The 25,979-nt window shown below is 45.1% G+C and carries 24 protein-coding genes; 10 read left to right on the top strand and 14 right to left on the bottom strand.

Annotation, left to right across the window (positions count from 1 at the left end):
- Positions 1-62 precede the first annotated feature (62 nt).
- The 7 genes from NLX74_RS13835 to NLX74_RS13800 all read right to left on the bottom strand — a co-directional run bounded on the left by NLX74_RS13835 (position 63) and on the right by NLX74_RS13800 (position 8,017).
- Positions 63-1,562, bottom strand: coding sequence for a glycoside hydrolase family 68 protein (locus tag NLX74_RS13835; RefSeq protein ID WP_069291079.1), 1,500 nt, complete (start codon positions 1,560-1,562; stop codon positions 63-65).
- 608 nt (positions 1,563-2,170) lie between these two features.
- A complete protein-coding gene (locus NLX74_RS13830) occupies positions 2,171-3,685 on the bottom strand; it encodes an MDR family MFS transporter (RefSeq protein WP_254329116.1) in 1,515 nt (504 codons plus the stop codon).
- A 200-nt stretch (positions 3,686-3,885) separates the two neighbouring features.
- On the bottom strand, positions 3,886-5,418 hold the full coding sequence (locus NLX74_RS25855; RefSeq protein WP_367997043.1) for an ABC transporter ATP-binding protein: 1,533 nt from the start codon (positions 5,416-5,418) through the stop codon (positions 3,886-3,888).
- Between the two features lie 56 nt (positions 5,419-5,474).
- Complete coding sequence (locus NLX74_RS13815; RefSeq protein ID WP_254329071.1) at positions 5,475-6,062, bottom strand: ECF transporter S component; 588 nt, start codon at positions 6,060-6,062, stop codon at positions 5,475-5,477.
- Positions 6,063-6,219: 157 nt separating this feature from the next.
- Positions 6,220-6,978 (bottom strand): energy-coupling factor transporter transmembrane component T family protein, encoded by a 759-nt coding sequence (locus tag NLX74_RS13810; RefSeq protein WP_254329070.1) that lies wholly within the window; start codon positions 6,976-6,978, stop codon positions 6,220-6,222.
- The gene (locus NLX74_RS13805; protein WP_254329069.1) at positions 6,962-7,558 is read right to left on the bottom strand and encodes a GNAT family N-acetyltransferase; all 597 of its coding nucleotides are present in this window, start codon (positions 7,556-7,558) and stop codon (positions 6,962-6,964) included. Before NLX74_RS13805 ends, NLX74_RS13810 begins: the two co-directional genes overlap by 17 nt.
- Before the next feature lie 165 nt (positions 7,559-7,723).
- Complete coding sequence (locus NLX74_RS13800) at positions 7,724-8,017, bottom strand: hypothetical protein (RefSeq protein ID WP_165178967.1); 294 nt, start codon at positions 8,015-8,017, stop codon at positions 7,724-7,726.
- Between the two features lie 341 nt (positions 8,018-8,358).
- On the opposite strand from NLX74_RS13800, the gene NLX74_RS13795 reads away from it, so the two are divergent.
- Positions 8,359-8,838 (top strand): GAF domain-containing protein, encoded by a 480-nt coding sequence (locus NLX74_RS13795; protein ID WP_254329068.1) that lies wholly within the window; start codon positions 8,359-8,361, stop codon positions 8,836-8,838.
- 90 nt (positions 8,839-8,928) lie between these two features.
- Positions 8,929-9,402 (top strand): hypothetical protein, encoded by a 474-nt coding sequence (locus NLX74_RS13790; RefSeq protein ID WP_235307207.1) that lies wholly within the window; start codon positions 8,929-8,931, stop codon positions 9,400-9,402.
- Between the two features lie 65 nt (positions 9,403-9,467).
- Here NLX74_RS13790 and NLX74_RS13785 read toward each other — a convergent pair whose 3' ends face one another.
- Together NLX74_RS13785 and NLX74_RS13780 are read right to left on the bottom strand one after the other, a co-directional pair.
- Entirely contained in the window at positions 9,468-10,232 is a 765-nt protein-coding gene (locus tag NLX74_RS13785; protein ID WP_254329067.1) for a MerR family transcriptional regulator, read from the bottom strand.
- Positions 10,233-10,495: 263 nt separating this feature from the next.
- On the bottom strand, positions 10,496-10,867 hold the full coding sequence (locus tag NLX74_RS13780; protein WP_254329066.1) for a MerR family transcriptional regulator: 372 nt from the start codon (positions 10,865-10,867) through the stop codon (positions 10,496-10,498).
- Positions 10,868-11,253: 386 nt separating this feature from the next.
- On the opposite strand from NLX74_RS13780, the gene NLX74_RS13775 reads away from it, so the two are divergent.
- Positions 11,254-11,718 (top strand): AbrB/MazE/SpoVT family DNA-binding domain-containing protein, encoded by a 465-nt coding sequence (locus NLX74_RS13775; protein ID WP_235307205.1) that lies wholly within the window; start codon positions 11,254-11,256, stop codon positions 11,716-11,718.
- A 351-nt stretch (positions 11,719-12,069) separates the two neighbouring features.
- Here the strand turns inward: NLX74_RS13775 and NLX74_RS13770 are convergent, their stop codons facing one another.
- On the bottom strand, positions 12,070-14,619 hold the full coding sequence (locus tag NLX74_RS13770) for a tetratricopeptide repeat protein (protein WP_254329065.1): 2,550 nt from the start codon (positions 14,617-14,619) through the stop codon (positions 12,070-12,072).
- Positions 14,620-14,771: 152 nt separating this feature from the next.
- On the opposite strand from NLX74_RS13770, the gene NLX74_RS13765 reads away from it, so the two are divergent.
- The 3 genes from NLX74_RS13765 to NLX74_RS13755 all read left to right on the top strand — a co-directional run bounded on the left by NLX74_RS13765 (position 14,772) and on the right by NLX74_RS13755 (position 18,838).
- Positions 14,772-16,169, top strand: a complete 1,398-nt coding sequence (locus tag NLX74_RS13765) for a glycoside-pentoside-hexuronide (GPH):cation symporter (protein ID WP_235307203.1) — start codon at positions 14,772-14,774, stop codon at positions 16,167-16,169.
- 19 nt (positions 16,170-16,188) lie between these two features.
- Positions 16,189-17,253, top strand: coding sequence for an NAD(P)-dependent alcohol dehydrogenase (locus tag NLX74_RS13760; protein WP_254329064.1), 1,065 nt, complete (start codon positions 16,189-16,191; stop codon positions 17,251-17,253).
- 694 nt (positions 17,254-17,947) lie between these two features.
- Entirely contained in the window at positions 17,948-18,838 is an 891-nt protein-coding gene (locus tag NLX74_RS13755; RefSeq protein WP_254329063.1) for a DMT family transporter, read from the top strand.
- 357 nt (positions 18,839-19,195) lie between these two features.
- Here NLX74_RS13755 and NLX74_RS13750 read toward each other — a convergent pair whose 3' ends face one another.
- On the bottom strand, positions 19,196-19,762 hold the full coding sequence (locus NLX74_RS13750; RefSeq protein WP_165178962.1) for an NAD(P)H-dependent oxidoreductase: 567 nt from the start codon (positions 19,760-19,762) through the stop codon (positions 19,196-19,198).
- Between the two features lie 413 nt (positions 19,763-20,175).
- Here NLX74_RS13750 and NLX74_RS13745 point away from each other — a divergent pair, with 413 nt between their 5' ends.
- The 4 genes from NLX74_RS13745 to NLX74_RS13730 all read left to right on the top strand — a co-directional run bounded on the left by NLX74_RS13745 (position 20,176) and on the right by NLX74_RS13730 (position 22,725).
- Entirely contained in the window at positions 20,176-21,087 is a 912-nt protein-coding gene (locus NLX74_RS13745; protein ID WP_235307200.1) for a helix-turn-helix transcriptional regulator, read from the top strand.
- A gap of 88 nt (positions 21,088-21,175) precedes the next feature.
- On the top strand, positions 21,176-21,526 hold the full coding sequence (locus NLX74_RS13740; RefSeq protein WP_254329062.1) for a nuclear transport factor 2 family protein: 351 nt from the start codon (positions 21,176-21,178) through the stop codon (positions 21,524-21,526).
- Positions 21,527-21,558: 32 nt separating this feature from the next.
- Complete coding sequence (locus NLX74_RS13735; protein ID WP_165178959.1) at positions 21,559-21,846, top strand: DUF1330 domain-containing protein; 288 nt, start codon at positions 21,559-21,561, stop codon at positions 21,844-21,846.
- A gap of 84 nt (positions 21,847-21,930) precedes the next feature.
- Positions 21,931-22,725: an SDR family oxidoreductase gene (locus NLX74_RS13730; protein WP_254329061.1), complete on the top strand. Its 795-nt coding sequence runs from the start codon at positions 21,931-21,933 to the stop codon at positions 22,723-22,725.
- A 112-nt stretch (positions 22,726-22,837) separates the two neighbouring features.
- Here the strand turns inward: NLX74_RS13730 and NLX74_RS13725 are convergent, their stop codons facing one another.
- Genes NLX74_RS13725 through NLX74_RS13715 form a run of 3 tightly spaced genes read right to left on the bottom strand, consistent with a single transcriptional unit; the run spans position 22,838 to position 25,965 of the window.
- Positions 22,838-24,256 (bottom strand): aldehyde dehydrogenase family protein, encoded by a 1,419-nt coding sequence (locus tag NLX74_RS13725; protein ID WP_254329060.1) that lies wholly within the window; start codon positions 24,254-24,256, stop codon positions 22,838-22,840.
- Between the two features lie 41 nt (positions 24,257-24,297).
- A complete protein-coding gene (locus tag NLX74_RS13720; RefSeq protein WP_254329059.1) occupies positions 24,298-24,726 on the bottom strand; it encodes a universal stress protein in 429 nt (142 codons plus the stop codon).
- A gap of 27 nt (positions 24,727-24,753) precedes the next feature.
- Positions 24,754-25,965 (bottom strand): MFS transporter, encoded by a 1,212-nt coding sequence (locus NLX74_RS13715; protein WP_235307194.1) that lies wholly within the window; start codon positions 25,963-25,965, stop codon positions 24,754-24,756.
- Positions 25,966-25,979 lie beyond the last annotated feature (14 nt).

Raw genomic sequence — 25,979 nt, 5'->3', positions numbered from 1 at the left:
CGATGGACGACAGATCGGGTTGCTACCAAGCTGCCGCCTTCGGACATACTGCTTATACCTACTTATTTCTTGCCATACTCATTTTGGGGTTCTTTTTTGTCCTTTTCTGGATCAATCGTGATTTGCCCTTGTTCCAGAATACCGTTTTTCACAACAGAGGTTTTCGAACCTTTAATATTCAGCAGGAAGCTTGGCGCGAAAGTAGATTTGTGATCCGGGAAAAGCCCTCGATTGGTCATATAACTCGACACAACTACGTTATTACCTTTGCCTTGCGGGATAGCAAAATGGGCATACGTCCAGGTAATATCATCACGATCCAGATCCTGATGAAGAACGAGACCGGTTCCATTCAACGGTTTATAAGGCCCTGTCAAGGAAGTAGAAACATAACCCAGCATGTAAATATCATCGTCACCGATCGCATCTACAGTCACCTTGGAACCTCTTGTACTCGTAAATAAATACCACAAACCGTTCATTTTAAACACATTCGCCCGTTCAATTTCATCTGTTACCAGATTGGATGCAATCAAAGGAGGCATTACATTTTTCAACGTATAATCATCATTCAATTCAACGATACCCAGTGCGCCGTTCGCCAACTCAGCTCCCTTTTTCTTAGGACTTTGCAGCAGGTTTTGTTGCTCTTCCGTGAAGAATTTCTTATTGCCGCCATAATAAGCTGGGTTTTGAATCGAATCTTCGCCCTGATAGCCTGTTTCTGTCCCTGTGTTGGCTTCAAATATAATATATTTGTGGCCTTGATCCTCGACATAGTGAGGGTCTCTAAAGGTATGATTATCCATATCCACTCCGACGCTTTGCTGTACATTTTGATAGATTTTCCCATCTCCACCGTCATAGATCGATTTCAAATCCTCGACTCCATCTACTTTCAGTGTCTTATCATCAGGCTGAGAGACATTAATTTGAGCCGTGCTCAAGGTTTGCTTGCCGTATAATTTGTTATTCGGATCATACGGCTGTCTGCTGGTATAGAATAAACGTACTTGTCCATCAGAGGTTAAGGTAGCTGAACCTGACCATTCTTCTGACTGATTTTTTAGAATCGGATCGTTGGCAAGCAGTTTATCATTGTCTTTAAATACTCTGCCAGCGTTTTTCCAGCCGCTCAGTGAAGTATTGCCCGCTTTTTGATAGAACAGGTATATGAATGTATCCTCGCCTCTTTTAGGATCGCCTGCCAGTCCAAAAACGATATTGTACCCCTTGTAATTGGCTACTGTGCCATCGGCATTTTGTAACGGCCAAGAGTCCCAGACATCGAAATCAATCAGCTTGCCTGAGCTGTCGCGACCCATAGCAGAAGGAATATTCTTAATTGTAGACGCATCGAAGGACGGAACCTCATATTTCTCTTTGCCTTGCTGTTTGAAAATATTCAGCATGTCATTACGCGTAATTTGCGTAAATGCATTGTCTGTTTTGAGATCAGATGCATCATTTTCCTCAGCAAAAGCCTGAACGCCGCCTCCTAACAGCAAGGTAGTTGCTACTGTTGCAGTGGCTGCTTTACTGAACCATTTGTTAAACTTCAAGTACTCCATCTCCCTTAATCTAATTATGCTCTAGATTTGAAACCCAACTTTTTGGTTGGTAGGGCCATTTTATATGGTATGTCAAACGATTGATATAGACTGAAAAGCCCTATTATGTGAGGTAAGAAAACAGGTTCCTCTATGAATTTCATCCTCATATTTTCCTAGTAATTTTCTGAAAATTCCTTTTTTTTCATTCCTATTACATTTAGAAATATTTGCTACTTGATTTTTTTCCGTGTCCCATTTTGCTAGGTTGGTTGCTTCATTTACATGAAAAATCGTTCTAAAATAAATCATGCAAAGCCCGATTTGTAAGCGGGTTCATAAAAATGGTTCCTTAGTACCCTACAGCTCAATTCAGAAACACATTTTTTGTTACAATTTCTTAAGACTTTTTTACCATTTTGTTACCTATACTCTATGAATATATAGCAACTCTAGGGGGTTTTTATCTCCTTTTTGTATACTTGGGAATTTATCGGTCCTATACGAGGTGGCTATTTTGCTGAATCAGTAGGAGGAGAGACCATTGCATAAAGAGACAGCCCGGACCCTTATTTGGTGTACCGGACTGTCTCTTTATCCTGAAAGATGTATATTATTTTTTATGCGTGTTCTCTTTGTGGTGTCTTTACGCGCTGATCTGCCTCTTCTTCCGTACCCGGCGGACGGTTCCGCAATCCGAGGACGACAAACCAGCTAATAACTGCAATAACGACCATGATAACGAACAGGGAATGCAGACTGTTTTCCAGTACAGAACGAAGTAATCCGGCAACCTTGTCACTTAGAGTTTGTGAAGCATGCGGGGCCAGCAGACCATTAATATCCTCCTGCGTAACCCCTTGCTGAGTTAGCTGTCCATCGGCTGTCTGGGCTGCGATGCGATAGTTCAGCCATGAACCGAAGGCTGCAACCCCAATCGTTTGCCCCAACGTGCGCAGGAATGTATTCAAAGCTGTAGAGGCGCCACGCAGCTGGAACCCGACCGAGGACTGGGCAATAATCGTGAACACAGTTATCGAGAAGCCGAATCCCAGTCCATACAATAATGTAGACAGGAACAGCAGCCAGATCGGAGCCGTTTGGCCCATCAAGGTCATGACGAAGGCACCCAATACAATCAGGGTCAGCCCGATCAAAGAGGTTCGACGCGAGCCCAGCGTCAGCAAAATGCGTCCTCCGATCATGGAGCCAAATAGCCAACCTACGGACATTGGAGCCAAGGCGAGACCAGATGAAGCGGCATCTCCACCGTGTATACCTTGAATCCATAGTGGAAGATAGCTAGTCAGTCCGATCAATAGAGTGCTGACTAACAGTGCTGCGGCACAGGAAAAAGCAATATCCCGTATCCGAAATAGCTTTAGTGGCACCATCGGTTCCTGAGCGCGTTTTTCAATAACCAAAAACAGAATCAGGAACAAAATGGCTACGGCAGCCAAGGCCAGCAATTCAGGAGAAGCCCAGCCGATATACTGCCCACCCAGTGCCAATACGAGCAAGAGGGCCGTCATCCCGATGGTAAAGGTAACCGCTCCCGGCACGTCAATACGTGCGGTACGCTTGCTTACCTGTTCACGCAAGTAACGGGCGATGAAGAACATAGCCAGCAATCCAAAGGGGACGTTAAAGCCGAAAATCCACTCCCAGCCAAAATAGGTAACCACATAACCGCCCAAGAGAGGCCCGATCAGGGAAGAAATTCCCCATACGGAGCTGATCATGCCTTGGACTTTGCCGCGTTCCTCCATTTTGTATATATCACCGATGATGGTAAAGGTAACGGGGATGACACCACCCGCACCAATCCCTTGTATAGCCCGGTAGATAATAAGCTGCTCCATACTACCAGCCATCATACAAAGCAACGAGCCAAGTACAAACAACGAACAGCCGATTAAAAAAATGGGTTTTCGACCAAACAAATCGCTAAGCTTGCCAAAAATGGGCGTGGTCACAGCCATCGTCAGCAAATATGCCGTAAAAATCCAACTGAGCAAATTCACGCTACCCAGCTCGCTAACAATCGTCGGTCCCGCTGGACCGATAACCGTTCCTTCAATTGCGGCCAGAAAAGTGGCCAATAGAACACCTGTCAGCACGAGTCCGCGCTTCATGGGTTTATCGTTTCCCAAGCAAATCACAAATCCTTCCCTTATAAAAACTGTGTTGTATCTGTGCGGTTTGCCTTTCCAGAATGGATTATTACCCGCACCGCATAATCGTAAACAGGCGGCCTATATAGGCCGCCTGTTTTGTACGATGTATATATATTATTGTCTACATATCCTTAATTTTTGTCAACTGTAATCGTATGTTAACTCCCGCTATCTTCCGTTTTATAGAGATACCCCTCTTCCATACGAAGAACATGGCTGGCAAAGCGTTCAGCAATCTGCAAATCGTGGGTAATGATCAGAAAAGCCGCGCCTTCAGCAGACTGCTCTGTGCACATACGGAGCAGGATGTTTGCCCCTTCGTAATCCGTTCCCGCAGTTGGCTCATCCAAAATGTAAAGCTTTTTGGGTAGGATAAACTGTGCCGCAACGCTCAAAAGCCTTTTTTCGCCTCCACTTAACAGGTATGGCGAAACCTCTAGCCTGTGGCCCAGCCTGGCGGCTGCCAGTAAGCGCTGCGCCCGTTCCACATATGCGACGGGAACCGGCTCCCCGGTCCGTAAACCAAGCTTGGCGCGCACGCTGTACAAGCATTCCTCCCACACCGTTGCAGCTGCAAACTGATGCTCTGGTTGCTGGAATACATAACCAATCCCGGCAGCCAGTCGGTGAATGGGTAGCTTCGCCATATCCTGGCCCTCCCACCACATGCATCCCTTCGGTGCTGGGAGTAGACCCATAAGCAGCTTGCCGAGCGTGGTTTTACCCGAGCCGTTCTCACCCAGCAGCACGGCTCGTTCGCCAGGCGCAAGGGCAAGACTCACGCCCTTGAGCGCCGGGCGCTGGTTACCGGGGTAGGTGAAGGGCAATCCCTTCACCTCCAGCAACGGCTGCCCAGTGCGGTCCGCTGCTGAGCCGGGATTCCCCCCCGGCTCACGCGGCATGTCCCCCCTCCCTCCGGGAGAGGGGAGCAGCCCCAAGGCGGCCAGCTGCGCACCATGTTCGCGCAGCAGCGTTTCGGGCGGACCCTGCAGCTGCACGGTCCCGCCCTTCAAGACGATGACGCGCTGTGCTGCCCGCGCGCCATCGTCTATGCGGCCGGACGCGGTAACCACCGTCCGGCCTTCGGCATGGAGCCGCCGACATAGCAGGGCAAAGTCGCGTACAGCCGGCGGGTCCAACTGCGCAGCTGCGTCGTCGAACACGACCAGCGGCGCTTCCAACGCCAGTACCGCTGCAATCGCGGTGCGTTGGCGCTGGCCTCCCGAGAGGCGCCGCACGAAGGAGTCGCGCTCAGGAGCTAGGCCGACGGCCTCCAGCGCAGCAGCAATGCGCTGCGCTATTTCTGCCGGAGGCACGCGCAGGTTCTCCGGCCCAAAAGCAATCTCGTCTTCGACGATTCCCTGCACCAGCTGGGCATCCGGGTCCTGAAGCACGACGCCGACAGTGGTGGCGACAGTAGCCAAATCAGCGGTATCGGGGTCCATCCCGTACACGGTCAGCTCCCCCGTCCGTTCGCCTTCACCGGAACGGGACAACCCGCCATGAAGTAGCTGACATAGCGTAGACTTTCCACTTCCGCTGGCTCCGACAATGGCTACATGCTCGCCCACCGCAATGTCCAGTGTCAGACCATGTAAAGCTGGCTCCACCTGGTCATCATACCGATAGCCAAAATTCTTCAAGGATACGGCTATTTTACTGCTAGAGTTATAATCGCTATGTTCATTCATAACTGAAATATCCTCGATCCCCATCGTTGAAGATATAACCACATGTATAGCCACGGCTATGCACGTGAAGCGTGTCCCAGTTTAAAACGTTTTAACAGTCCCGTACGATTTAAAGCATCACCCAACACTTTCGTCAGCAGACCGCACAGGACAATGCCGCTCAGGATACGAACGACCAGTGCAATCGTCAGCACCTTCCAGCCCCAATGCATATAGCCAAACATATTGGCTGCGACAATAAACCACAGCGGAACCATAGCCCCACCCACTAGCATCAGCGAAACTGCGTTCCAGCGTCGATACCGCAACAAGGCAAATACCAACTCAGCCGCAATCATATAGCAGACAGCCGCCGCGATAATAGAAGCAATTCCATAGGCAGAGCCCATAAAGGATTGCACCACCGCGCCAAATGCATAAGCAATAACCGCTGTACCCGGCTTACGAATAATATAATAAGCCAACAAGCCGTATATCATGTACAGACCGACAATAGCGGAAGTTGCGATAGGCCCTCCCAGACTGTTTAATGTTTTGTTAATGAGCGACAAATACACGGTCATGACGCCGTTCAACGTGGCCAGCATCGCCATGAGTACGATATCCAGCGTTGTAAACTTTGCAAACATACGAGATTCCTTCATATGTATTTCTTGACTCCTCTCCCTATCTAATCTATAAGATTACAGCTCTGATCCTTGTACAAGCTGCTACTGTATAAATGTATTCATCTGCGGCCTTATTGTCAACCCAATTATATTTAGTAGGTTGACAATAAGGCCAAAAATAAGAGGCTTCACTTTATAAGCTCCACCATAAAACAGCTGTAGCTAATACAGCAGTCACCGCACATAAGTTGCCTAAACGCCCATTGTTCAGTGTACGAAGATATGTCCGTTCTGCATAAGCACCGAAACCTTTGCCCTCCATAGCCAGCGCCGTCTGCTGAACCCGTCTTACAGCATTCACCAACACGGCAGCCGCATACCCGCTCCACCATGATAACCGATTGCTCCACCCTCTTGGTGGTTCCTGTCCACGAACACGCCGTGCTGCCATAATTGTTCTCCCTTCTTCTTCCAATAAGGGGAGAAACGTCAGTGCCACCGAAATACCGAACGCAAACCGATAAGGAACACGCAAGCGCAGATTCAATGCCTGCACAAAATCTCGGGGATCGGTCGTCGAGAGATAGATATAAGATGCCAAAAACAACACAAAAATCCGCAACGTTAACGCCCCTGCGATGTCCAGCCCCTCTGCTGTAATGACAATGGGTCCCCATGCAGCCACGGTATGTCCTTCTCGAATCGCAAGGATAGACAATATAAAATACGGAATACCTAAACCAATCAGGAACGACATAGCCCGAAGTTGGCGTGCTAATGGCAAACGTGCGCCCAAGCCAGCCACAGCAATCAGTACAGCCAAGAGTGCTGCTTCCCGCAGCGTCGAATCCCAAGCCATCGACAGGAGGCTAAAGCATCCCACCCATATTAGCTTACTTAACGGCCCTAACCTGTGCAGCGGCGACGAACCGCCGTTATACTGAAACAGCATTTCGTTGTGCCTCCAGTCTGAGCCATTCTTCATGCAATAAAGAATACATTAGCATATCCTTAAAACCTGTAGATGTATGCTGTACCTGCCGCAACAGTCCTTCCTGTGTCCAGGACATCGAGGACAGCAGGGCTTGCGAGCCTGTATTGCGCGGGTCCACCAGCGCTTCGATCCGATTCAACCGAATCGTGTTATACCCGAATGACAGCACCAAGTGTAGCGCCTCGGTCATGTAACCCTGCCGCCAATAAGGCTTGGCTATTTCATAACCAATCTCGGCTTTATAAGCTCCCTCCGTCTGCCAATAATTAAAACCACAGCTTCCAATCAACTTCCCGTTTTCCTTCAGCTCTATTCCCCAGCGCAGCGCATCCTCCGTCTTCGCCAACTCATTCAACAGCTCAATCATATCCTCTGCGTCCTCACGTCCGGACATACCTGAAAGGTTCATATAACGGTGAACCTCCGGGTCAGACCAGCAAGCGAACATTGTAGCCGCATCCCCGCTTTCCATCCTTCGCAGCCGAAGACGCGCACTTTCAAGCAGTGGTATATGCCCCTCACATGCATATGCACACATGTTCAATCATCCTTCCAGCATTAAAATGACATAAATATACGCTACATTTAAGCATACACCTTCAACAAACACAACCTTATTTAAAGCTGCGAAGCTTATATATATAAATAGCCCTCCTATTCCTAGGATGAGGAATTAGAAGGGCATCTTCTATATTATAAGAGATTAAACTGTGGTGCGAGTCGGTTTCTTCACAACATCCTTGTACAGTACGCCCAGCATCGACTGAATTTCCTGTAATTCATCGATCCCTGCGCCGGTAATGCTGAACATATCATCATGCGGTGTCAGAAAGTTTTCCTGCGTCAGGTTTTCAAGCTCCTGCTTGACCTCACGTTCTCCTACACGGTAACCGCGCTCTTCCAACACAGGTTGAATATCTCTTATCGTGAGATCGTTCTGATGTGCATAAGAAAGCATCTGTATACGGATAAACAAGTTCTGAACATCTGCATGCATAATTGTAACTCCTCCCTGGCCTAGGCCACCATGTTACACTGTTTTTACCCATAGAGGATAAGCTGGAAACAGATGAGGGCAACCCTCGCTGAATTGCAATCTAAATTGTTTACCCTGCTAAAACGTATAGCTTTCCCCCTTCCCAAAATAATTCTGTACAGAGGGTAGAGTACGGAGTGTACGAAAAGGTTACAGAGTGATTTTCCACTTGACTGAATATATACAATCGTTATATCTTGAATTAATTAACCAATGGTAAAAGCGAATTGGATAATTACCTATTTTTTAAGATATATACAACACTTAATGTAAAAATTTAATGTTAGGAGCGTGAACCCTACATGTTTCAAGCTATTCCTTACGAAGGCACACGTCATGAACAATTCGAATCGGTTCTCGGACAACTCCGGGCACTTATTCATGATGAATCCAATACCATTGCCAATCTGGCAAATGCATCAGCATTACTTGGTCATTTCCTTCCTGATATTAATTGGAGCGGTTTCTATCTTTATGACGGCAATGAGCTTGTACTTGGTCCTTTCCAGGGCTTACCTGCATGTATACGGATTCCATTAGGACGTGGCGTATGCGGTACCGCAGCCGCAGAACAACGGACGCTTGTTATAGATGATGTACATGCGTTTCCAGGACATATTGCCTGTGACGCTGCTTCCAATAGTGAAATCGTTATTCCCCTTGTCAAGAATGGGGAACTGATTGGAGTGCTGGACATTGACAGCCCACTAAAAGGCCGCTTTGATCACGAAGATCGTGTATTCCTAGAGGAATTTACGGCTATTCTGGTAGCCAGCCTATAACCAAAAATAGCGCATATATATCGTCTTCCTTCGCCACAATATAGGAGGGTCTGAAACCCAAAACTATCCGGCGAAGGAGATTGATGATTCATGTATAACAACATGGCTCCACAACAACAACTTCATCAATGTGAACAAATCATGCAACAATTGGTACAACAAACACAGCAAGGAACTGCGATGTATCAGCAGTTGCTGCAACAGGAACAACAAAATGCATCCAGTCTTGAAAGCCTGGTGCAACGTGAACGAAGCGCAGCTCAAATGATCCAAACTGCAATTCAGCATCACCAGCAGGCTATGCAGCAATACCAGCAAGTGATTCAACTGTGTAGTCAGTTGGAAAACTCCATCCGTTCCAGCAATCAAATGACTCAGCCTGGATTTGGCGATAGCTTTGCTTCCCGCAGTATGCAACCAACCTCCTTTAATACAGGAAGCCACATGAATAACAGCTTTCCGCAACATATGGGAACGACTGGACAACATTTCGCAAGCAGTGGCATGCAACATTACGGAAACAACAGTCAGCAAGGCATGAGAACAGCACAAAGCAGCATGTAAGCTACTTTACACAAAAAAAGGGTGAACAGCAGGCCATCGGAATTGGCTTGTTGTTCACCCCTTTGCTAATTTAATTCCCGTTCGGCTAAAACCTTCATCCCGTCTCGCAAATACTCAGCCAGTCCGGGGCGATAGCCTTCATACATTTTATTGAAATCCTCATGCTCTACATACAAGTCTCCCAGCCCGCTATAAATTTCTGCTGTAGGGGTATAGAATCGGCTTACCCATTGAAGATGACGGCGGATTAGCGCCTGTACTTCTTCACAGTTATGCTTCAATCCTTTATTCATGGCTTCTGCCAGCCGCCGATGAATCTGGTCAGCCTCTGCCTGCGAATCCAAATAATCCTCTTTGCTCCAGTTCTTCGTGACCGTCTTGCTCTCCTGAATTGTTTCCTGAGCCTCTTGACCATAACGGTCTGTCAAATCACGTTCATACATTTCCTGCTTTTCCGGATTAAAACCTTGGTACATGTGCTCTGGTTTCATTGCTTGTTCCCCTTTCAAATGAGCCACCGTTTCGTCGATGGTCTGTAGGAGAGTATGCAAGCGGAAGACTTTGGCCTCGACCTTGGCTCGATGCTCCTGCAAAGCCTCGGCCTTTTGTTCCTTGGTTTGCTCCAGCACATTTCCAATTTCAGATAAAGGCAAATCCAGTTCCCTGTACATCATGATTTGCTGAAGCCTCAACAGTTGTTCCTGTTCGTAATAGCGATATCCATTATTTCCAATATGATGCGGTTTCAGCAATCCGATTTCATCATAATAATGCAATGTTCGTACGCTGATTCCCGACAGATTAGACACTTCCTTCACCGTATAAGCCATTCCGCTTCACCTCCCTTGCTTGACAGTCTACAGTCTCACGTGGCGTGAGAGTCAACGCCCCCACTCGCCCACCTTGGTACTACACTTTTACCCTGTAAGCGCGTTGTGAACCGCCCATTTGCCAACCATTTTCCATACTTATGACCTAGAATCTGCATCTTTAGAAATCTATGCAAAAAAGCCCTCCAGCACGTATTCTCAAATATGCCGGGGGCTCCATATATTCGATTTGACTTTACCACTATTTACAGATCATACGATACCTAAGAGAGGCTTTTCCCCATAACCACATGATCATAAAAAGCTATCTTTTGAATAATTTTCTCCAAATTGTGCTGCGTTTGTGCCACATGTTCCTCTACTTTCTTTTTGTGGGCTACAAGGAAGTCTCTTCTCTCTTGGATTGTGGCTTCTCCCTTAACATTTAGCTCAAGGTATGCCTTAATTTCTTCAATGGTCATCCCTGTATCTTTCATAGCCATAAGGAACCTAATCCAATCGATTTGTTTTTCGGTATATACCCTTCTTCCACCTCCATCCCGACCCACATCAGGTAATATGCCTTCTTTTTCATAGTAACGAAGAGTAGATGCGGGCAATCCGCTCTTCATTTGAACTTCTTTAATGGAGTACATAGTTATTCCCCTCCTCGTTCTTTTATTTCTCTTCAAGTCAGCTTTAACGATAAGTATAAGTTTCCATAGTAAAGAGTGCAAAATTAAGATTCCTACTACCTTGCAGAAGCGAGGCAACCTTCTTATGGCCCGTTAGTTCGGATAGAAAATAAAACGTGGGCATTTGTGCCTCATAACGAAAATCGTCTAGAATAATCTTTATGAATATATATCGGAAATTCTTTATAATCTCCTCAACACGTTTCTCTCCATAACAAAACATATTTTGGAAATTACTTGTATACTTTTCAACAGTTTACTAAATATATGCGATTGCTTCTCTAAGCCTATTCTTTTTTATCATAACTATTTAGTATTATAAGGATATAAAAAAAGGAGGTTATCATTTGAAAAGTACAGGTATGACACGTCCTCTAGATGCGTTAGGCCGCATCGTTATTCCCAAAGAAATGCGAATTTCCATGGATTATAATGTGGGTGATCCTGTTGAGATTTTTGCAGATGAGGAAACTGGTATTCTCGCCTTTCGAAAGTACACTGGGGTGACGTGTAAAATGTGTGGTTCAACAGAACAGTTAACTTATTTTAGAGACAGCTTTATTTGCGGGGAATGTATTGAAAGTTTAAAGAAGGGGATAAATTTCAGCCCTATCCTAAGACCAGCCAAATCATCTTTATCCAACTCACAACGATCTAATAAAGAGTCCAAACGTCTACGGCGATCGACACAACAGATGATCGAAAGTCTAAAAGAATTAATGCAAAAACACCCCAATGCAGCACAGCACGAATATGCCAAAATACTTGAGGTTTCCCAAGCCCGTATATCCCAGCTCAAAAAAATGCTCTAACTACAGCTTGATACCCTACATAGATATACACCAGAGATTTCATCATGTGCAGCTACTTTTGAACCGTGATACGCAGCATCATAGCTAACCGACAAAACGCATGAACGTCCATGCGAAAATTCCACACTAGGTATAAAGAACCACTTCATGACTTGCAAGCGATAACGCCTATAAGCAGAAGGCTGTGCTACATTTAATAATGATTCCTGAATTAAAAAATGACCTTCTTTAATCTGAGAAGGTCATTTCATTTATTTATTCATTTTTCTACGGTAAACAACCCTATACTTTTCCATTTTTAATACTATAAGCCAAATGCTTTTCATTCGTAATTCTATCCATTCTTAGCAGTTAACCGGTATCGCCCCTTAGTTTACTTCTTAGATATTTATAGAAAGAATCGACCTCTTGCTTCAAGTCAATTAAACGGCCCCAGGATTCAATATTTGTAAGTACGTTCAGGATAAGCATCACTGCTTGGTTATAGAGTCCTCTGCCAGCTAGAAGCTGGGCCGTTCCGTATTGGTAATAGATTAACTCGATTTGATTAGGATGGTTTTTATCATATAGCAAAAGCTCAAAGGCTGTTTCAGCTTTCTCGTACTGTGCCTGCTTTACATAAGCTACTCCTAGATTAAAATATGCCTCAATTGTCTTCTCCCCGCCATAAGTGCGGCTTATCTCATTAGCTTGTTCGTACTGTGCAGTCGCCTCTTCGAAATTGCCCTTCATTGAACTGATCTCACTCTTAACCAAAAGCAGACGGTGAAGAATAATAGGGGAGTATGGCTCAAAGGTTATTCCCCTAATTATTGCCTGAGCAACATCCAGTTGGTCGGTTTTTAAGTAGCATCTTGCCTTTAATACCTCACCAAGAATCTTCAAATCCGTAGCGTCAGGTTTACTTTGATCCATTATGGCTAATTCATTCATCCCTTCCCCAATGTAGTGAAGTCCATTCTCATTTTCACCGGTCTCAATGAGTGACCAACCAGCACCATCAATATAAAACATAGCTGCCAACATCGGGTTCCCTGCAGAGCTTGCATATTTTGCAGCCTTAATGCAGTATTCTGTCCGTGTCTCTAGATTAATCCGACTTAAAAAATGGGTTATTCTTAACATGATTTGAATTAGAGTATTGGAATCATGATTATCTGCCCACTTGAGCAATTTAAGGATGTTTGGCCACTCGGATTTTACGGGAGCCAGATCTCTTCCTAATAAAAAACTCCAATACACCTCAGTGGGCTGCTCCCTCTTGAGATGAGTATCTAGATAAGAAAGGTAATACGAACTCCAATTCCTCCGAAGTTCCTTTTCCAACTCAGGGTTGTCGTTAAGGTGTTGTTCTCCATAGGTGAGGACTGTTTGATGTGCCTGATAGTGGAGACGGCCGTTGCTTCGCTCCGTTTCGACCAATGAGAAGCTTCTCAGCAAACGCAGGGCCTCATAAAAGTTCTTCTGATTAAGTCCCGCCGTATTGGCCCAGCTGTCTTCAACGGTCGAATCACTAAAAAAGCCGAATGTCTGCCATAACCGTCGTGCTTCTTCCGTACAGCGCTCCCAACTTCGACCGAATAGAAAACTAAACAGTGAGGAGAGAGTGTGCCCCGAACGAGCAATTTCATTAATCAGCTCACTGACTTGAATATCATCGTCAGCAAGGTCAGCGACAATCAGGGAGATTGCCTTGGGGTTGCCTGCCGTAGCCATAATGAGCCGCTGTAATGCTTCTTCATCATCTGTCAGAAGCTTATTAAGGCGCTCTTTCTTGGCAGGCTGATAACTCATTTGTATTTGGTAATTTACTTCCTCTCTAAAGTAGGTTAGAGCCTCCATGGGCTCAAGTCCATTCAGTGTAATTGTGTATATTTCTTTCTGTGAGAGGGCATGTAGCAGGCTGTGATTCTCACGTGCAGTTAATAGGATTTTCACGCCGGGTGGAACTGTAGCCACAAATTCATGAATTTCATTATTGGCCATATCTATACTATCGATTATCAGCAGCAACGGTTTCTGTAGTGCGGCCGATGCAAGTACGTTCCGCACAACTAAACGTTTCTCATTCAGTAATTTTTCCAGCAATTCGCTGCGGCCTAGCTGATATGCAATGGTGTCTAAAAAATCGTTTAAGGTCAAATTTCGTAGTTCGGCACTCACCCAGATAACATGGGAAAGGTCAGGCCAAACTAAAGCCGGGGAGCTGGCTTCGCCATGCGGATCACCAATACAAGCATATGCGATTTCAAGCGCAATCGTCGTTTTACCCATGCCTCCCCAGCCAGTCAGAAGACAGATGGGGGAAGGTGAGCGTAGCCATAAAGATATATATTCGAGATCATGCAGGCGCCCAATAAAAGAGCTTGTCCAGCGGCCGGGGAGATTGTGCTCAAGAAAGTAGGAGTGTTCCTCTTCAGCTTCAATGGATTGCGAATCAGTGAAGAACGTCTTAACCAGATTTTTGATCTCTCGATCTGCCGGAGTACCGTACGATCCGTTATCCAGCAAAACTTTAGCTTTGCGAAAGCAGGAGATCAGCCAATCTGCAGTTGGAGGATCAATAACCGGAATGGAAGTGGTCAGCAATAGGTCGTTGAACCAACGAGTATTCATTACTTCTTTTTCCATAATGATCCACAGAAGACCCAAAAGTTTGCCGTCTTCCACTCGGCTGGGAATATATTTAGGGCCCATTTGACCCATCCAACTTTTAATAGTATTAGAAGACACACCGATGCGGGCTGCAATACGGTCCATATAAGATTCGGAAAAGGATCTACCTGAGGGAACCGATTCTCTTTTCTTACGGCGGGTTCGGTATTCGGGATGCTCCCTGAGGGTTGAAATGCCATCAGCAAGCAACTCAGCGAACTCTACCCTTTTATCCAATTCTGCCAATATTCCCACACTCCTTACTTCTTTCTCAATAAATGTACAGCCGCGCTGTACGAAATGGACAGTTCAAAAAGATAGATAGCAATTCCATAACTATATACAATTTAATTGAAAACAAGCAAGGTATCTAATCAACTGGAAAGGAAGGATCGCTAATGGATAACACTTTGGCAAGGGCGGAGCATACCACCGTACACTCAGAGGAACCACATAAGCTGAGTATTTTAGAAAAGCTATCTTACGGAAGCGGCGATCTGGCCATCAACTTCTACTGGTCGATGGTGCTGACATATATGCTGTTCTTTTATACGGATGTTGTCAGACTGCCGGCTGCCATTGTAGGAACAATGTTTCTTCTTGTACGAATCCTGGACGGATTTATAGATCTAGGTATGGGCTTTATTATCGACCGAACCCAGACACGATGGGGAAAGCTGCGACCTTTCATTTTGTTTGGTGCGGTTCCAATGGCTATTGTAGGTATATTGTGTTTCTCTGCACCTGAATTTAGTATGACCGGTAAAATTGTATACGCATACATCACGTACATTGCAATTATGGCCATGATGTCCTTCATCGGAACACCATATGGTGCGCTCACATCAGCGATGACACAAAATCCTCTGGAACGTGTCAGCCTGTCATCTTACCGTATTGTTGGTTCCATGATAGGCAGTATCATTGTCTCCGTCATGACGCCGATGATTATCGAACATTTCTGGCCCCATAACGACCAGGTCGGCTATCGTAACACGTTGATGATCTACTCTGTGTTCGCATTAGTGTTCTACATGATCTGTTTTGCAGGCACCCGGGAACGGGTTTCGGCCAAGAAAGCCGTGTCTCTTCCGTTTAAGAAAGCACTTAAGGTTTTACTGCTGAATAAACCACTGCTGTTGATATCGTTTATTTATCTGGTATTCCAAGCTGCGGCAGGTATCCGTTCATCGATTTCTATTTACTACGTAAATTACAACCTGGACCGTACGGATTTACTGTCGTTATTCATGTTGCTTACCTTTGGCGGTAATCTAATTGGTACTCTGGCTGCCCCGCTTCTAACCAAATGGCTGGAAAAGAAAAACGCTATCATTCTGGGACTATCCGGCACGATGATCTGCGGTGTTGCCCTGTTTTATACAGATTATAGCAATCTGTCTATGGTTATTGTCTGGACGCTGTTAAGCAGCTTAATAGGTGGGATGCCTGCGGCAGTGATATGGGGAGCGCTTCCGGATACTGTCGAATACTCCGAGTGGAAGACGGGATACCGTACCGAAGGGCTCATCTATGGCATTTTCAGTTTTGGACAAAAGCTGTCAATTGCGGTATCAGGAGCACTATCTGGTTACATCCTTGAGATTTCAGGATATGTTCCGAATGCCGTACAAACTTCATCGGCACTCACTGGAATAGCACTTCTACTCTGTCTGGTTCCTGCATTGTTAAGCATTATGGGTATCGTTGCAGCACTATTTTACAAGCTCGATTCCAGACTTTTTAACCGGATTGTATCAGACTTATACCAAAAAGAATCAAAATCTCAATTATAAACAGAAAGGGTTTTAATCTATGACAAACTATCAAGTCCCCCATACAATGAAGGCTGCTGTTATGCATAATACTCGCGAAATCAAGATAGAAGAAGTTCCTGTACCAGAGATCGGTCCAGATGAAGTGCTGATAAAAGTAATAGCCGTTGGCATCTGCGGCTCTGATCTGCACTATTATACGCATGGACGAATCGGTAACTATGTCGTAGAGAAACCGTTCATTCTCGGACACGAATGTTCTGGGGATATCGTGGCTATTGGAACCAATGTAAGTCGCTTCAAGGTCGGAGACCGTGTGGCGGTTGAACCAGGCGTGACCTGTGGCAAATGTGAGGCCTGCAAGTCTGGCAGATATAATTTGTGTCCTAAGGTAGAGTTTCTGGCAACCCCTCCGTTTGATGGGGCCTTTGTTCAATATCTTAAAATGCGAGAGGATTTTGTATTCCAGATCCCTGACAACCTGACCTACGAGGAGGCGGCTCTGGTTGAACCATTCTCGGTAGGCATCCATGCGGCTGCCCGCTCCCAATTGCAGCCTGGATCTTCTATTGCAATTATGGGTATGGGACCTGTCGGTTTGATGGCTGTAGCTGCTGCTAAGTCTTATGGTGCTTCGACAATCATTGTAACCGATCTTGAGCCTCTCCGCCTTGAAGCTGCCAAGAAGATGGGAGCTACACATACCATCAATGTGTTGGAGCAGGATGCGGAGAAAGAAATTAAACAAATCACTAACGGTCATGGCGTAGATACAGCTTGGGAGACTGCAGGTAATCCTAAAGCACTCCAATCTGCACTTGGTAGTTTGGCACGCGGAGGCAAGATGGCAATTGTCGGCCTTCCTGCACAGGCGGATATTCCTTTCAATGTTCCTTTCATAGCGGATAACGAGATAGATATTTACGGTATTTTCCGTTACGCCAACACCTATCCGAAGGGCATTGAATTCCTTTCGTCAGGTAGTATTGACGCTAAGGTACTAATCACTGATAAATATCCATTGGAGCAAACCTATGAAGCAATGGAGCGTGCACTAAACTATAAAAGCGAATGTTTGAAGGTCGTTGTATACCCAAATGAATAAAATTTACTGGAAATAGTAAATAGGACGAAGAGGATATCCGGTTAAGGATACCCTCTTCTCTTCATGGGTCTGGCTTTAAGTACTATCGGATGATATGAATTGATACGCCTAGAAGCCGCTATTTAACGGCTTTTTCATCTATAAAATAAGCGCTGTTGTCTAAATGCGGTTGTTACATTGAGCTTCGTCACCTTATAACCTTTAATAAGAGGATTTAAAAAAACTGCTGAATATTTAGACTATGCGCAATCCTCAGTGATTGCACATGTTAAAGCCGGATGATGATCTTGATGCGATAAGTATGTCTATCCTCGTATTTCATTAACGATGATGACATCGAAGAATGAATAATTCTGTAATGATCCATCTCCGGGTATGTGCAAAAATTTTGGCTGCAACTCATTAAATTATCGGAGGGATTAACGGAATTGATATATGGTATTTTATAGCGTAATCAAATTAAATTTCGTGTGTTATAATGACAAAAACATGTCGGACTCATAAAAATTAAATCCGCTGTTAAAGGAGGATAAAAATGTATAATTTTATACCCCCCCCAGTAGAACCACAACAGTAGGATCTACTGTGAAGGTATCTACATGAAGTTGTTCCTTTTCCATAGATTCTACTGTATGCAAGGGCAGACTATATCCTGTCGGTCTAACCATCATATTAGTAGAAAGCGGGAAAAAAAATGAAAGAAAAATTATATTTTGTTTTGTCTATGGTGATTTTCGGTGCAGTTGGCGTTTTTGCAAAGTATATCGATTTGAGTTCAATTGAAATAGCTTTATTCATGAGTCTGATTGGCGGTTTGTTATTGTTCGGAATCTCTATCATAACCAAGAATAAAGTATCTTGGCCTAACATAAAAAAGAATGCTCTTGCATTATTACTTGCAAGCATCGCCTTGAGCTTAAATTGGGTCTTTCTCTTTCAGTCTTACAAGGAAACAACAATCGCTAATGCCGCTTTAAGTTACTATTTCGCTCCTGTTTTGGTAATAGGGATGTCACCTATTGTGCTTAAAGAAAAGCTCTCCCTAAAAAAATGTTTATGCGCCTGTGCTGCCCTTTTTGGGTTGATATTAATTTTACAGAGCGCGAGTAACGGAGAAGACGGCAATCATTTGATTGGTATCGTATATGGACTTATTGCGGCAACTTTTTATGCAATCCTGACTTTGACCAACAAATTTATTAGGAATATGAATGGACTGGAAATCACGATTGTACAACTATTATTATCATCCATATTCTTGATTCCTGTTCTTTTTATTACTCAAGAGAAATTAGGAATATATCAGTTATCAGGCAATTCCGTTATCCTCATTTTGATATTAGGTATCCTGCATGCAGGCGTGGGGTTCTACTTATTCTTTTCCGGAATGAAAGGTATAGGTGGTCAAAGCATCGCTATATTAAGTTATGTAGATCCCCTAACCTCATTATTGATTTCAGCACTTGTGATAGGCGAAAGTATGACGTTATTTCAAATATTCGGCGCTATCCTGCTACTGGGATCAACATTTATGAGTGAAGTAAGCCTAAAAATAAAATATCCTTATAGAACTAAAAATGAGTAACCTCTCATTTTATTGAAGTCAACTTCAAAAATAATTAAAGGCAGCCGTCCAGAAGGGATGGGCTGCCGTTTTTAATTAACGGGCTGACAATAGGGCTCGTTGCAAAATTCAATTTAAAGGAGAGATACACACCTTGTCTAAACATTCTTCTCATCGTTCGATGGGGCCGTTACAACCACATTTCGCGACCACTACTGAAGTGAGTAATTTTGTTAATCTATGGGGAATATTTACTGTGAATGGTCAACAGATCGTTGCTTAAAGGCATCGCCTGTAGATGTACGCGATGCCTTTTGGGTTAGCCACTGGCAACTTCGATTCCCCTAATGCTTAATCCTCTGGCTCTGAACATAAATATTAGGCTTTGCTGGCCATGTCTGCAATCTGGCGAAGCCACTTCTTACGCGTATTTTCATCAGATTGGGGTACCGACTCGAAAAATAGATGATACATGATATCAAGTCCGCAATATTCAAATATGCCTTTGTCAGACGTCAAACGAAGGGCTTGATCCATGCCATTGCTGGCATATTCCGCATGTGATTTTCCTTGCGTATTGAGGATAATGGCTTTCTTACCCTTGAGTAATCCCATCTGCACTCCATTTACATATTTATAAGCAAATCCGTAAGAGAATACGCGGTCTATATACCCTTTCATAATGGCTGGCATCCCCGTCCACCAAATCGGATAAATAAGGGTGATTACCTCTGCCCATTGCAAAAATTCCTGTTCCCGTACAACATCTTCTCCGATTCCTTCAATGACCTCGCTGCTGCTAATCACAGGTTGAAAGTTGATTGCATATAGATCACGAACAACCACATCATGTCCTTTTTGCTTCAGCCCCTCGACTGCTGTGGTCAAAATTGCATGATTAAAGCTTCCCTCGGATGGGTGTGCGTAAATAATAAGATGCTTCATGTTCTCTCCTCCATTTACTTTAAAATAAGTGATTGATCAATTACTTAACTTCGTACTCCTTCAATTAACTGAATATGCTCAATCCATAGTTCCGATAAAGATACTTCAGTAAACTTGAGCGGTATCCTGCTCATGAATATCACCTCCGTTGCTTGTTAATTCAGTTAGTGATTGATCAATTACTAATGAATGGCCTCAGTATAGTTTATTCCTTTTTACTTTGCAAGTGCTTTTTGTTCAACTTGTCAAAAAGATTATTTAAAGATCTGATCCCAAGGCAGTGTTATTATCGCTGTTCAAAGAAAATAAAGTCCCCCAGTTGATGCCCATTAGGGTGTGATGTAGAGCAATCACTTAATATGACTTTATAATGTCATGTTATAAGGTGTATGCTACCGAGAGAGGTGAAGCGTATGCCGTTAAGCAGACATTTTGAAATCGTTTATATGTTACTCCATAAGAAAAAAGTGACTGCTGATGAATTGGCAGAGCATTTTGAGGTTTCCACACGAACGATTTATCGGGACATAGATACCTTAAGCGCAGCTGGGATTCCCATCTACAGCAGTAGAGGCAAGGGGGGCGGAATATCATTGATGGAGGGTTATGTCTTTAACACCTCTTTACTGTCCGAGCAGGAACAAGATGATATCTTAATGGCACTTCAGAGTGTGGCTACAGCTACCATCCCACAGGTAGAAGAAGTGCTAAACAAGTTGAGTAGGCTTTTTAAAAAAGACATGGGAAACTGGATCGAAGTAGATTTTTCGCCATGGGGAAGCCAAAACAGCCAGAGACAGCTATTCACTCTTATACGCAACGCAATAATCACAAACCGTGTTATAAAGTTCCGCTATTATAACGTCGCCGGGGAACAGAGTTATCGTAGCGTCGAACCTGCCAAGCTCTTGTTTAAAGATAAATCCTGGTATGTGGAAGGTTACTGTTTAAATACGGAAAGTCATCGTGTATTTAAGATTAGCCGAATGAAAGAGATTGCAGTTACCGAAATTAGTTATGAGCCAAGAACAGTCGTAGCATCTACAGATACAAAGATGAACGACTTGCTTCATACCATTGAAGTAACTCTTCACATTTCTGCTCAAGGAGCTTACCGCGTATACGATGAATTTGCCGAGAAAACCATTACTCAGAAGGAAGACGGCTCTTATACCGTCACAGCACAATTTCCTGTAGGCAATTGGCTGGACAGTTATCTGCTGTCCTTTGGTCCCCTCCTTATAGAGGTTAGCCCCGAACAAGTACGTACAAGAATATTGTCTCATTTAGAAACGATGAAAAGAAATTTAAATGGCCCTCTATAATATGACACCATGTAGTCATATTATTACTGCTATGATGAGTTTGAAGTTATCGCTCACAACATACTCACCATAGGAGGTTGAAGGATCAATGAATCCACATAGAACCCTGCCACCGGCAGTAGAAACTTACTTTACATCAGCGAATAAATCCCAGCTTGAAGTACTTACTTCCGCTTTCGATAAAGATGCGTTGATCTTGGATAATCATCGCGAAATCAAAGGTATGGAAGCCATAAAATCATGGTGTGAAGCAGAAATATTGGGGCCAAATGTCACCTTTGAGATCGTGGATATGGATGACAGTAATAATACCATCGTCGTAATTGCGAAAGTAGACGGAGACTTTGATAAATCAAATCTCCCCGATCCACTCCTACTTAAACATCAATTTCTAGTAAACAACAATAAAATTAAAGAACTGATTATTACACTTCCATAAAGGTATTAAAAAATAAGAAAGGGACAACGAATATGCCCGCTTATGTTGTTTTTATACGTGAACAGAGTACCGATCAAACTGAACTCCAACTCTATTCTGAGTTGGCACCGGCAGGTTTGGCGGGACATTCCGTCAACCCCCTAGCAATGTATGGCGCATACCAAGTCCTCGAAGGACCCGCTATTGAAGGGCTGGCCATCTTGGAATTTCCCACTTTTGAGGAAGCACAAGCTTGGTACTTTAGTCCAGCCTATCAAAAAGCCCTAAAGCATCGACTGCGCGGAGGGCGGTACCGGGGTGTCATTGTCGATAGTTTGTAAGGTTCGCAAGACAAGTGAACTCGAAGTGGAGATACCTAGAGGTATTTCTCAACCACATTGTAGAATTTAGGAGGAATTATTCGCATGAGTTTTCAATTAGAAAGCATTTTAAGTGAGTTTAAAGGCAAAAGGGCCTTGGTCACAGGCGGTACCAAAGGAATGGGAGAGGCTATTGCTAAGCGACTTACAGCTGCAGGTGCTACCGTAATAACTACGGCTCGAACTACTCCAGTTAATTTAGAAAATCCAGACCTGTTTATTCCAGCCGATATTAGTACGCCTGAAGGTGTAGATAAAGTAGTAAACAGTGTTCTTGAGCGCCTAGGCGGTATAGATATTCTTGTCAACAATGTTGGAGGCTCGTCAGCCCCATCCGGGGGAGCTCTTATCTTGACAGACGAGCATTGGCAGCAAACTTTTAACGCCAATCTGTTTGCTGCCGTCCGTTTAGACCGTGGACTGCTGCCGGCTATGGTGGAAAAGGGTTCCGGTGTTATAATTCATATTTCATCTATTCAACGTCGCTTGCCGCTATATGATGCAACATTGGCCTATGCTGCTGCCAAAGCAGCTTTAACTACTTACAGCAAAGGGTTATCCAAGGAGTTTTCGCCTCAAGGCATTCGTATTAATACAGTTGCGCCAGGCTTTATCGAAACGAAGGCAGCACAAAGTTTGATTGATCGGATTGCTGAAACGACAGGTGACCGAGAAAGTGCATTAAAGCAACTGATGGACTCGTTGGGAGGAATTCCAATTGGTCGTCCAGGACTACCAGAAGAAGTCGCTGAGCTTGTTGCTTTTCTGGTATCCGACCGGGCCGCTTCAATTACAGGAAGTGAATATAATATTGACGGTGGAACAGTTCCAACGGTCTAAAACTTTATTTTCATCTGAAAATCGCGCAAAAGGTGAAAAAAAAGCCCATCTAATGAGCAGACATACGCAAAACGTATTATCTATGTCCATCAGATAGGCTTTTATATAACTACTACCGTTTAATAACGACCAGCTTTGTTTCCAGCATCTCTTCCATGGCGTACTTTACGCCTTCGCGTCCAGTGCCGCTTTGCTTCACACCACCATACGGCATATGGTCAACACGGAAGCTTGGAATGTCATTAATCACCACGCCGCCAACCTCAAGCTTGTCCGCTGCATCCAGCGCGGTCGTAATATCACGCGTGTAAATTCCCGCCTGCAGGCCATAAATCGAATTATTCACATGGTTTACAGCTTCATCTATAGAGCTAACAGAATGAATCAGCACAAGCGGGGCAAACACTTCACGACAGGACACCTTGGCAGTCGGGTCCACATTAAGCAAAACCGTCGGCTCCAAAATACCTCCCTTGGCTTGGCCACCCAGAGCGATCCTTGCGCCTGCTTGAACCGCTTCTTCCAGCCACTCACGGACACGTTCGACATCCTTGGCTGAAATAAGCGCGGATACATCTGTGTCCGGCTCTAGCGGATCTCCAATTTTTAAACGTTGAGTTGCTTCTATAAAACGGGATACAAAGGTATCATACAGTTCATCAACAACGTAAATACGCTGAACCGATATGCACACCTGTCCCTGATTGGCAAAGGCTCCACTCACACAACGGTCGATGACCGCGTCCACATCCGTATCACGGTCGATAATAACGGCCGCGTTGGAACCCAGCTCCAGCGTGACCCGCTTCAAGCCAGCCTTGGAGCGAATTTCTGTACCGACCGCTGGGCTACCGGTAAAAGTGATATAGCTGACGCGCGGATCAGTGACAAGTACGTCGCCAATGGTTTTACCATCGCCGCTGATCACGTTAAGAGCGCCCGCAGGCAACCCAGCCTGCTCCAGCAGCTCCGCAATCAAGTAAGCCGACAACGGCGTCTGCTCCGCAGGCTTTAATACGACCGTATTGCCTGCTGCCAGCGCGGGACCCACTTTATGAGCGACCAGATTCATCGGGAAGTTAAATGGTGTAATAGCTCCGACTACCCCTACTGGTTCTTTGAGCGTGTAGGCCATACGGCCCTCGCCGCCCGGTGCAGCATCCAGCGGAATGGTTTCCCCGTGAATCCGTTTGGCTTCTTCAGCTGCGAACTTGTAGGTTTGCACCGTCCGATCAACCTCCGTCAGCGCAGCCTTCCATGGTTTTGAGGCTTCACGTGCAATGATGCGCGCTGCATCCTCACGCCGCTCTTCCAGCAGGTTAGCCAGCTTCTCCAAAATGGCTGACCGCTGGTGCGCTGGCATGGCCCGCATCTCCGAGCGTGCATCAGAGGCCGCTTGAATAGCAGTCTTGGCATCCTCTGACGTGGCCTCTGCCACCTCAGCAATGATTTCCCCGGAATACGGTGATTTCAACGTCGTGTACGATGAAGCAGCTTTCCATTCTCCACCAATAAATAAATGCTGCTGCATGCTTTTTCCTCCTTCTCTGGATATCAACGTTCTCTTACCATCTATTTTACCGTCAACACCGGACAAGGTGCATGCTGAATCACCTGATGGCTCACGCTACCCAGTATCATTTCGGAAACAAGTCCTTTGCCCCGCGTCCCTATAATGATCAAATCCGTCTTTTCCTGCTTTGCACTTTCGCAAATGACACTGGCCGGATCACCGTGACCCGCCAGCATACGGTAAGATATACCCTGGTCCTTCAAATAGTCGGATGCAGGTTCTAAGATATGACGACCTTCCTCTTCAATCCGCTCATCCACATCAACCCCAATCGGCGGCTCATTCATGGATAAAGCCGGGTTTACATGCAATACAGTCAGATGCGGATTCCCCTGAAGCTGCTTAGACAACGTTTTGGCTGTCTCCAACGCCTTCATCGCGTGTTCCGAACCGTCAATCGCAACTAGAATATGTTTGTACTCGCTCATACTCTGTTCCTCCTCAGAAGTCCAATTTTAGTGTGCATCCACTTGAATATCCTGCATATGTCGACGACGTACGATCAGCACAGCTACACCAATCAGTACCATCAATGCTCCAAAATAAAACGGGGTTTCTGCTGAGTACCACTCTGACAGCTTCCCTGCAAGCCACGGCGAAATTGCCCCGCCCAAAAACCGCATGAAGCTGTAGGCCGCAGATGCTGTCGAGCGCTCCACTGGAGCAGCCTGCATAACAGCAGTCGTAATCAATGTATTGTTAATTCCCAGAAAAATACCAGCTACAATGACGGCGACAATGACAGTCGTTGGCGAACCAGCTATCGTCCCAATCGCCATAACACCTAAATCAATGGCAAACAGCGTCAGCATGATACTAATGGAAGATACCACGCTCAAGCGTGCTTGAATCTTCGGTGCTACAAACACCGAGGTAAAGGCCAGCATAATTCCCCAACCAAAAAACACATAACCTAAACCATGCTCGTCCAGATTCATAACATATGGAGAATACGCCATCAACGTAAAAAATCCAAAGTTATATAATAACGCTACAATACCGAGCGTGAGCAAAGCCGGATAACTGAGCGCTTTGAAGGGATCGGTAATGGAACCGCGTTTTTTGGGCTTTGGAATCGAAGGTAGCATAAACGTAATGAACAAAAATCCCACCACCATCAGTCCGGCTACACCGAAAAACGGACCGCGCCAGGAAATGGAACCTAACTCACCGCCCAGTAACGGACCCACTGAAATCCCAAGGCCCAATGCCGCTTCATACAAAATAATTGCTTTAGCTGTTCCAGAAGTGGACAGACCTACAATCGCAGACAACGCTGTTGCGATAAACAAAGCATTCCCCAAACCCCAGCCTGCCCGGTAGCCCACAATTCCGCCAACTGTATTGGCTGTGCCGCCCAGTCCGGCAAACACAATAATAAACAAAATCCCGGTTAGTAGTGTCCATTTGACACCCAATCGACTAGATACAACGCCCGTAATCAGCATCGCAACGCCTGTTACCAGATTATAGCTGGTGAACAGCAATGACACTTGGCTTTTCGTAGCATGAAGCTGATCGGCAATGGCCGGAAGAATCGGATCGACCAATCCTAGACCCATAAATGAAATAACACAAGCAAAGGCGACTGCCCATACCGCTTTCGGTTGAGACAGCAAGCCTGAGCGTTCTTTTAACTCTTCAGGTAATGCATGTTGTGAACTCATATTATGATGTTACC

It is taken from the genome of Paenibacillus sp. MZ03-122A (assembly GCF_024213325.1).
Classification (GTDB): Bacteria; Bacillota; Bacilli; order Paenibacillales; family Paenibacillaceae; genus Paenibacillus; species Paenibacillus polymyxa_B.
The sequence above is the reverse complement of the archived record's forward strand: the minus strand, read 5'-3'. Positions and strand labels throughout refer to the sequence as shown.

Coding starts and splice junctions, on each gene's coding strand:
- NLX74_RS13760 (WP_254329064.1), top strand. CDS start 16,189: ATGACAAACTATCAAGTCCCCCATACAATGAAGGCTGCTGTTATGCAT.
- NLX74_RS13720 (WP_254329059.1), bottom strand. CDS start 24,726: ATGAGCGAGTACAAACATATTCTAGTTGCGATTGACGGTTCGGAACAC.
- NLX74_RS13785 (WP_254329067.1), bottom strand. CDS start 10,232: ATGGCTTATACGGTGAAGGAAGTGTCTAATCTGTCGGGAATCAGCGTA.
- NLX74_RS13805 (WP_254329069.1), bottom strand. CDS start 7,558: ATGTGTGCATATGCATGTGAGGGGCATATACCACTGCTTGAAAGTGCG.
- NLX74_RS13740 (WP_254329062.1), top strand. CDS start 21,176: ATGAATCCACATAGAACCCTGCCACCGGCAGTAGAAACTTACTTTACA.
- NLX74_RS13765 (WP_235307203.1), top strand. CDS start 14,772: ATGGATAACACTTTGGCAAGGGCGGAGCATACCACCGTACACTCAGAG.
- NLX74_RS13815 (WP_254329071.1), bottom strand. CDS start 6,062: ATGAAGGAATCTCGTATGTTTGCAAAGTTTACAACGCTGGATATCGTA.
- NLX74_RS13810 (WP_254329070.1), bottom strand. CDS start 6,978: ATGCTGTTTCAGTATAACGGCGGTTCGTCGCCGCTGCACAGGTTAGGG.
- NLX74_RS13800 (WP_165178967.1), bottom strand. CDS start 8,017: ATGCATGCAGATGTTCAGAACTTGTTTATCCGTATACAGATGCTTTCT.
- NLX74_RS13730 (WP_254329061.1), top strand. CDS start 21,931: ATGAGTTTTCAATTAGAAAGCATTTTAAGTGAGTTTAAAGGCAAAAGG.
- NLX74_RS13725 (WP_254329060.1), bottom strand. CDS start 24,256: ATGCAGCAGCATTTATTTATTGGTGGAGAATGGAAAGCTGCTTCATCG.
- NLX74_RS13780 (WP_254329066.1), bottom strand. CDS start 10,867: ATGTACTCCATTAAAGAAGTTCAAATGAAGAGCGGATTGCCCGCATCT.
- NLX74_RS13795 (WP_254329068.1), top strand. CDS start 8,359: ATGTTTCAAGCTATTCCTTACGAAGGCACACGTCATGAACAATTCGAA.
- NLX74_RS13750 (WP_165178962.1), bottom strand. CDS start 19,762: ATGAAGCATCTTATTATTTACGCACACCCATCCGAGGGAAGCTTTAAT.
- NLX74_RS13745 (WP_235307200.1), top strand. CDS start 20,176: ATGCCGTTAAGCAGACATTTTGAAATCGTTTATATGTTACTCCATAAG.
- NLX74_RS13790 (WP_235307207.1), top strand. CDS start 8,929: ATGTATAACAACATGGCTCCACAACAACAACTTCATCAATGTGAACAA.
- NLX74_RS13755 (WP_254329063.1), top strand. CDS start 17,948: ATGAAAGAAAAATTATATTTTGTTTTGTCTATGGTGATTTTCGGTGCA.
- NLX74_RS13830 (WP_254329116.1), bottom strand. CDS start 3,685: ATGAAGCGCGGACTCGTGCTGACAGGTGTTCTATTGGCCACTTTTCTG.
- NLX74_RS25855 (WP_367997043.1), bottom strand. CDS start 5,418: ATGAATGAACATAGCGATTATAACTCTAGCAGTAAAATAGCCGTATCC.
- NLX74_RS13735 (WP_165178959.1), top strand. CDS start 21,559: ATGCCCGCTTATGTTGTTTTTATACGTGAACAGAGTACCGATCAAACT.
- NLX74_RS13715 (WP_235307194.1), bottom strand. CDS start 25,965: ATGAGTTCACAACATGCATTACCTGAAGAGTTAAAAGAACGCTCAGGC.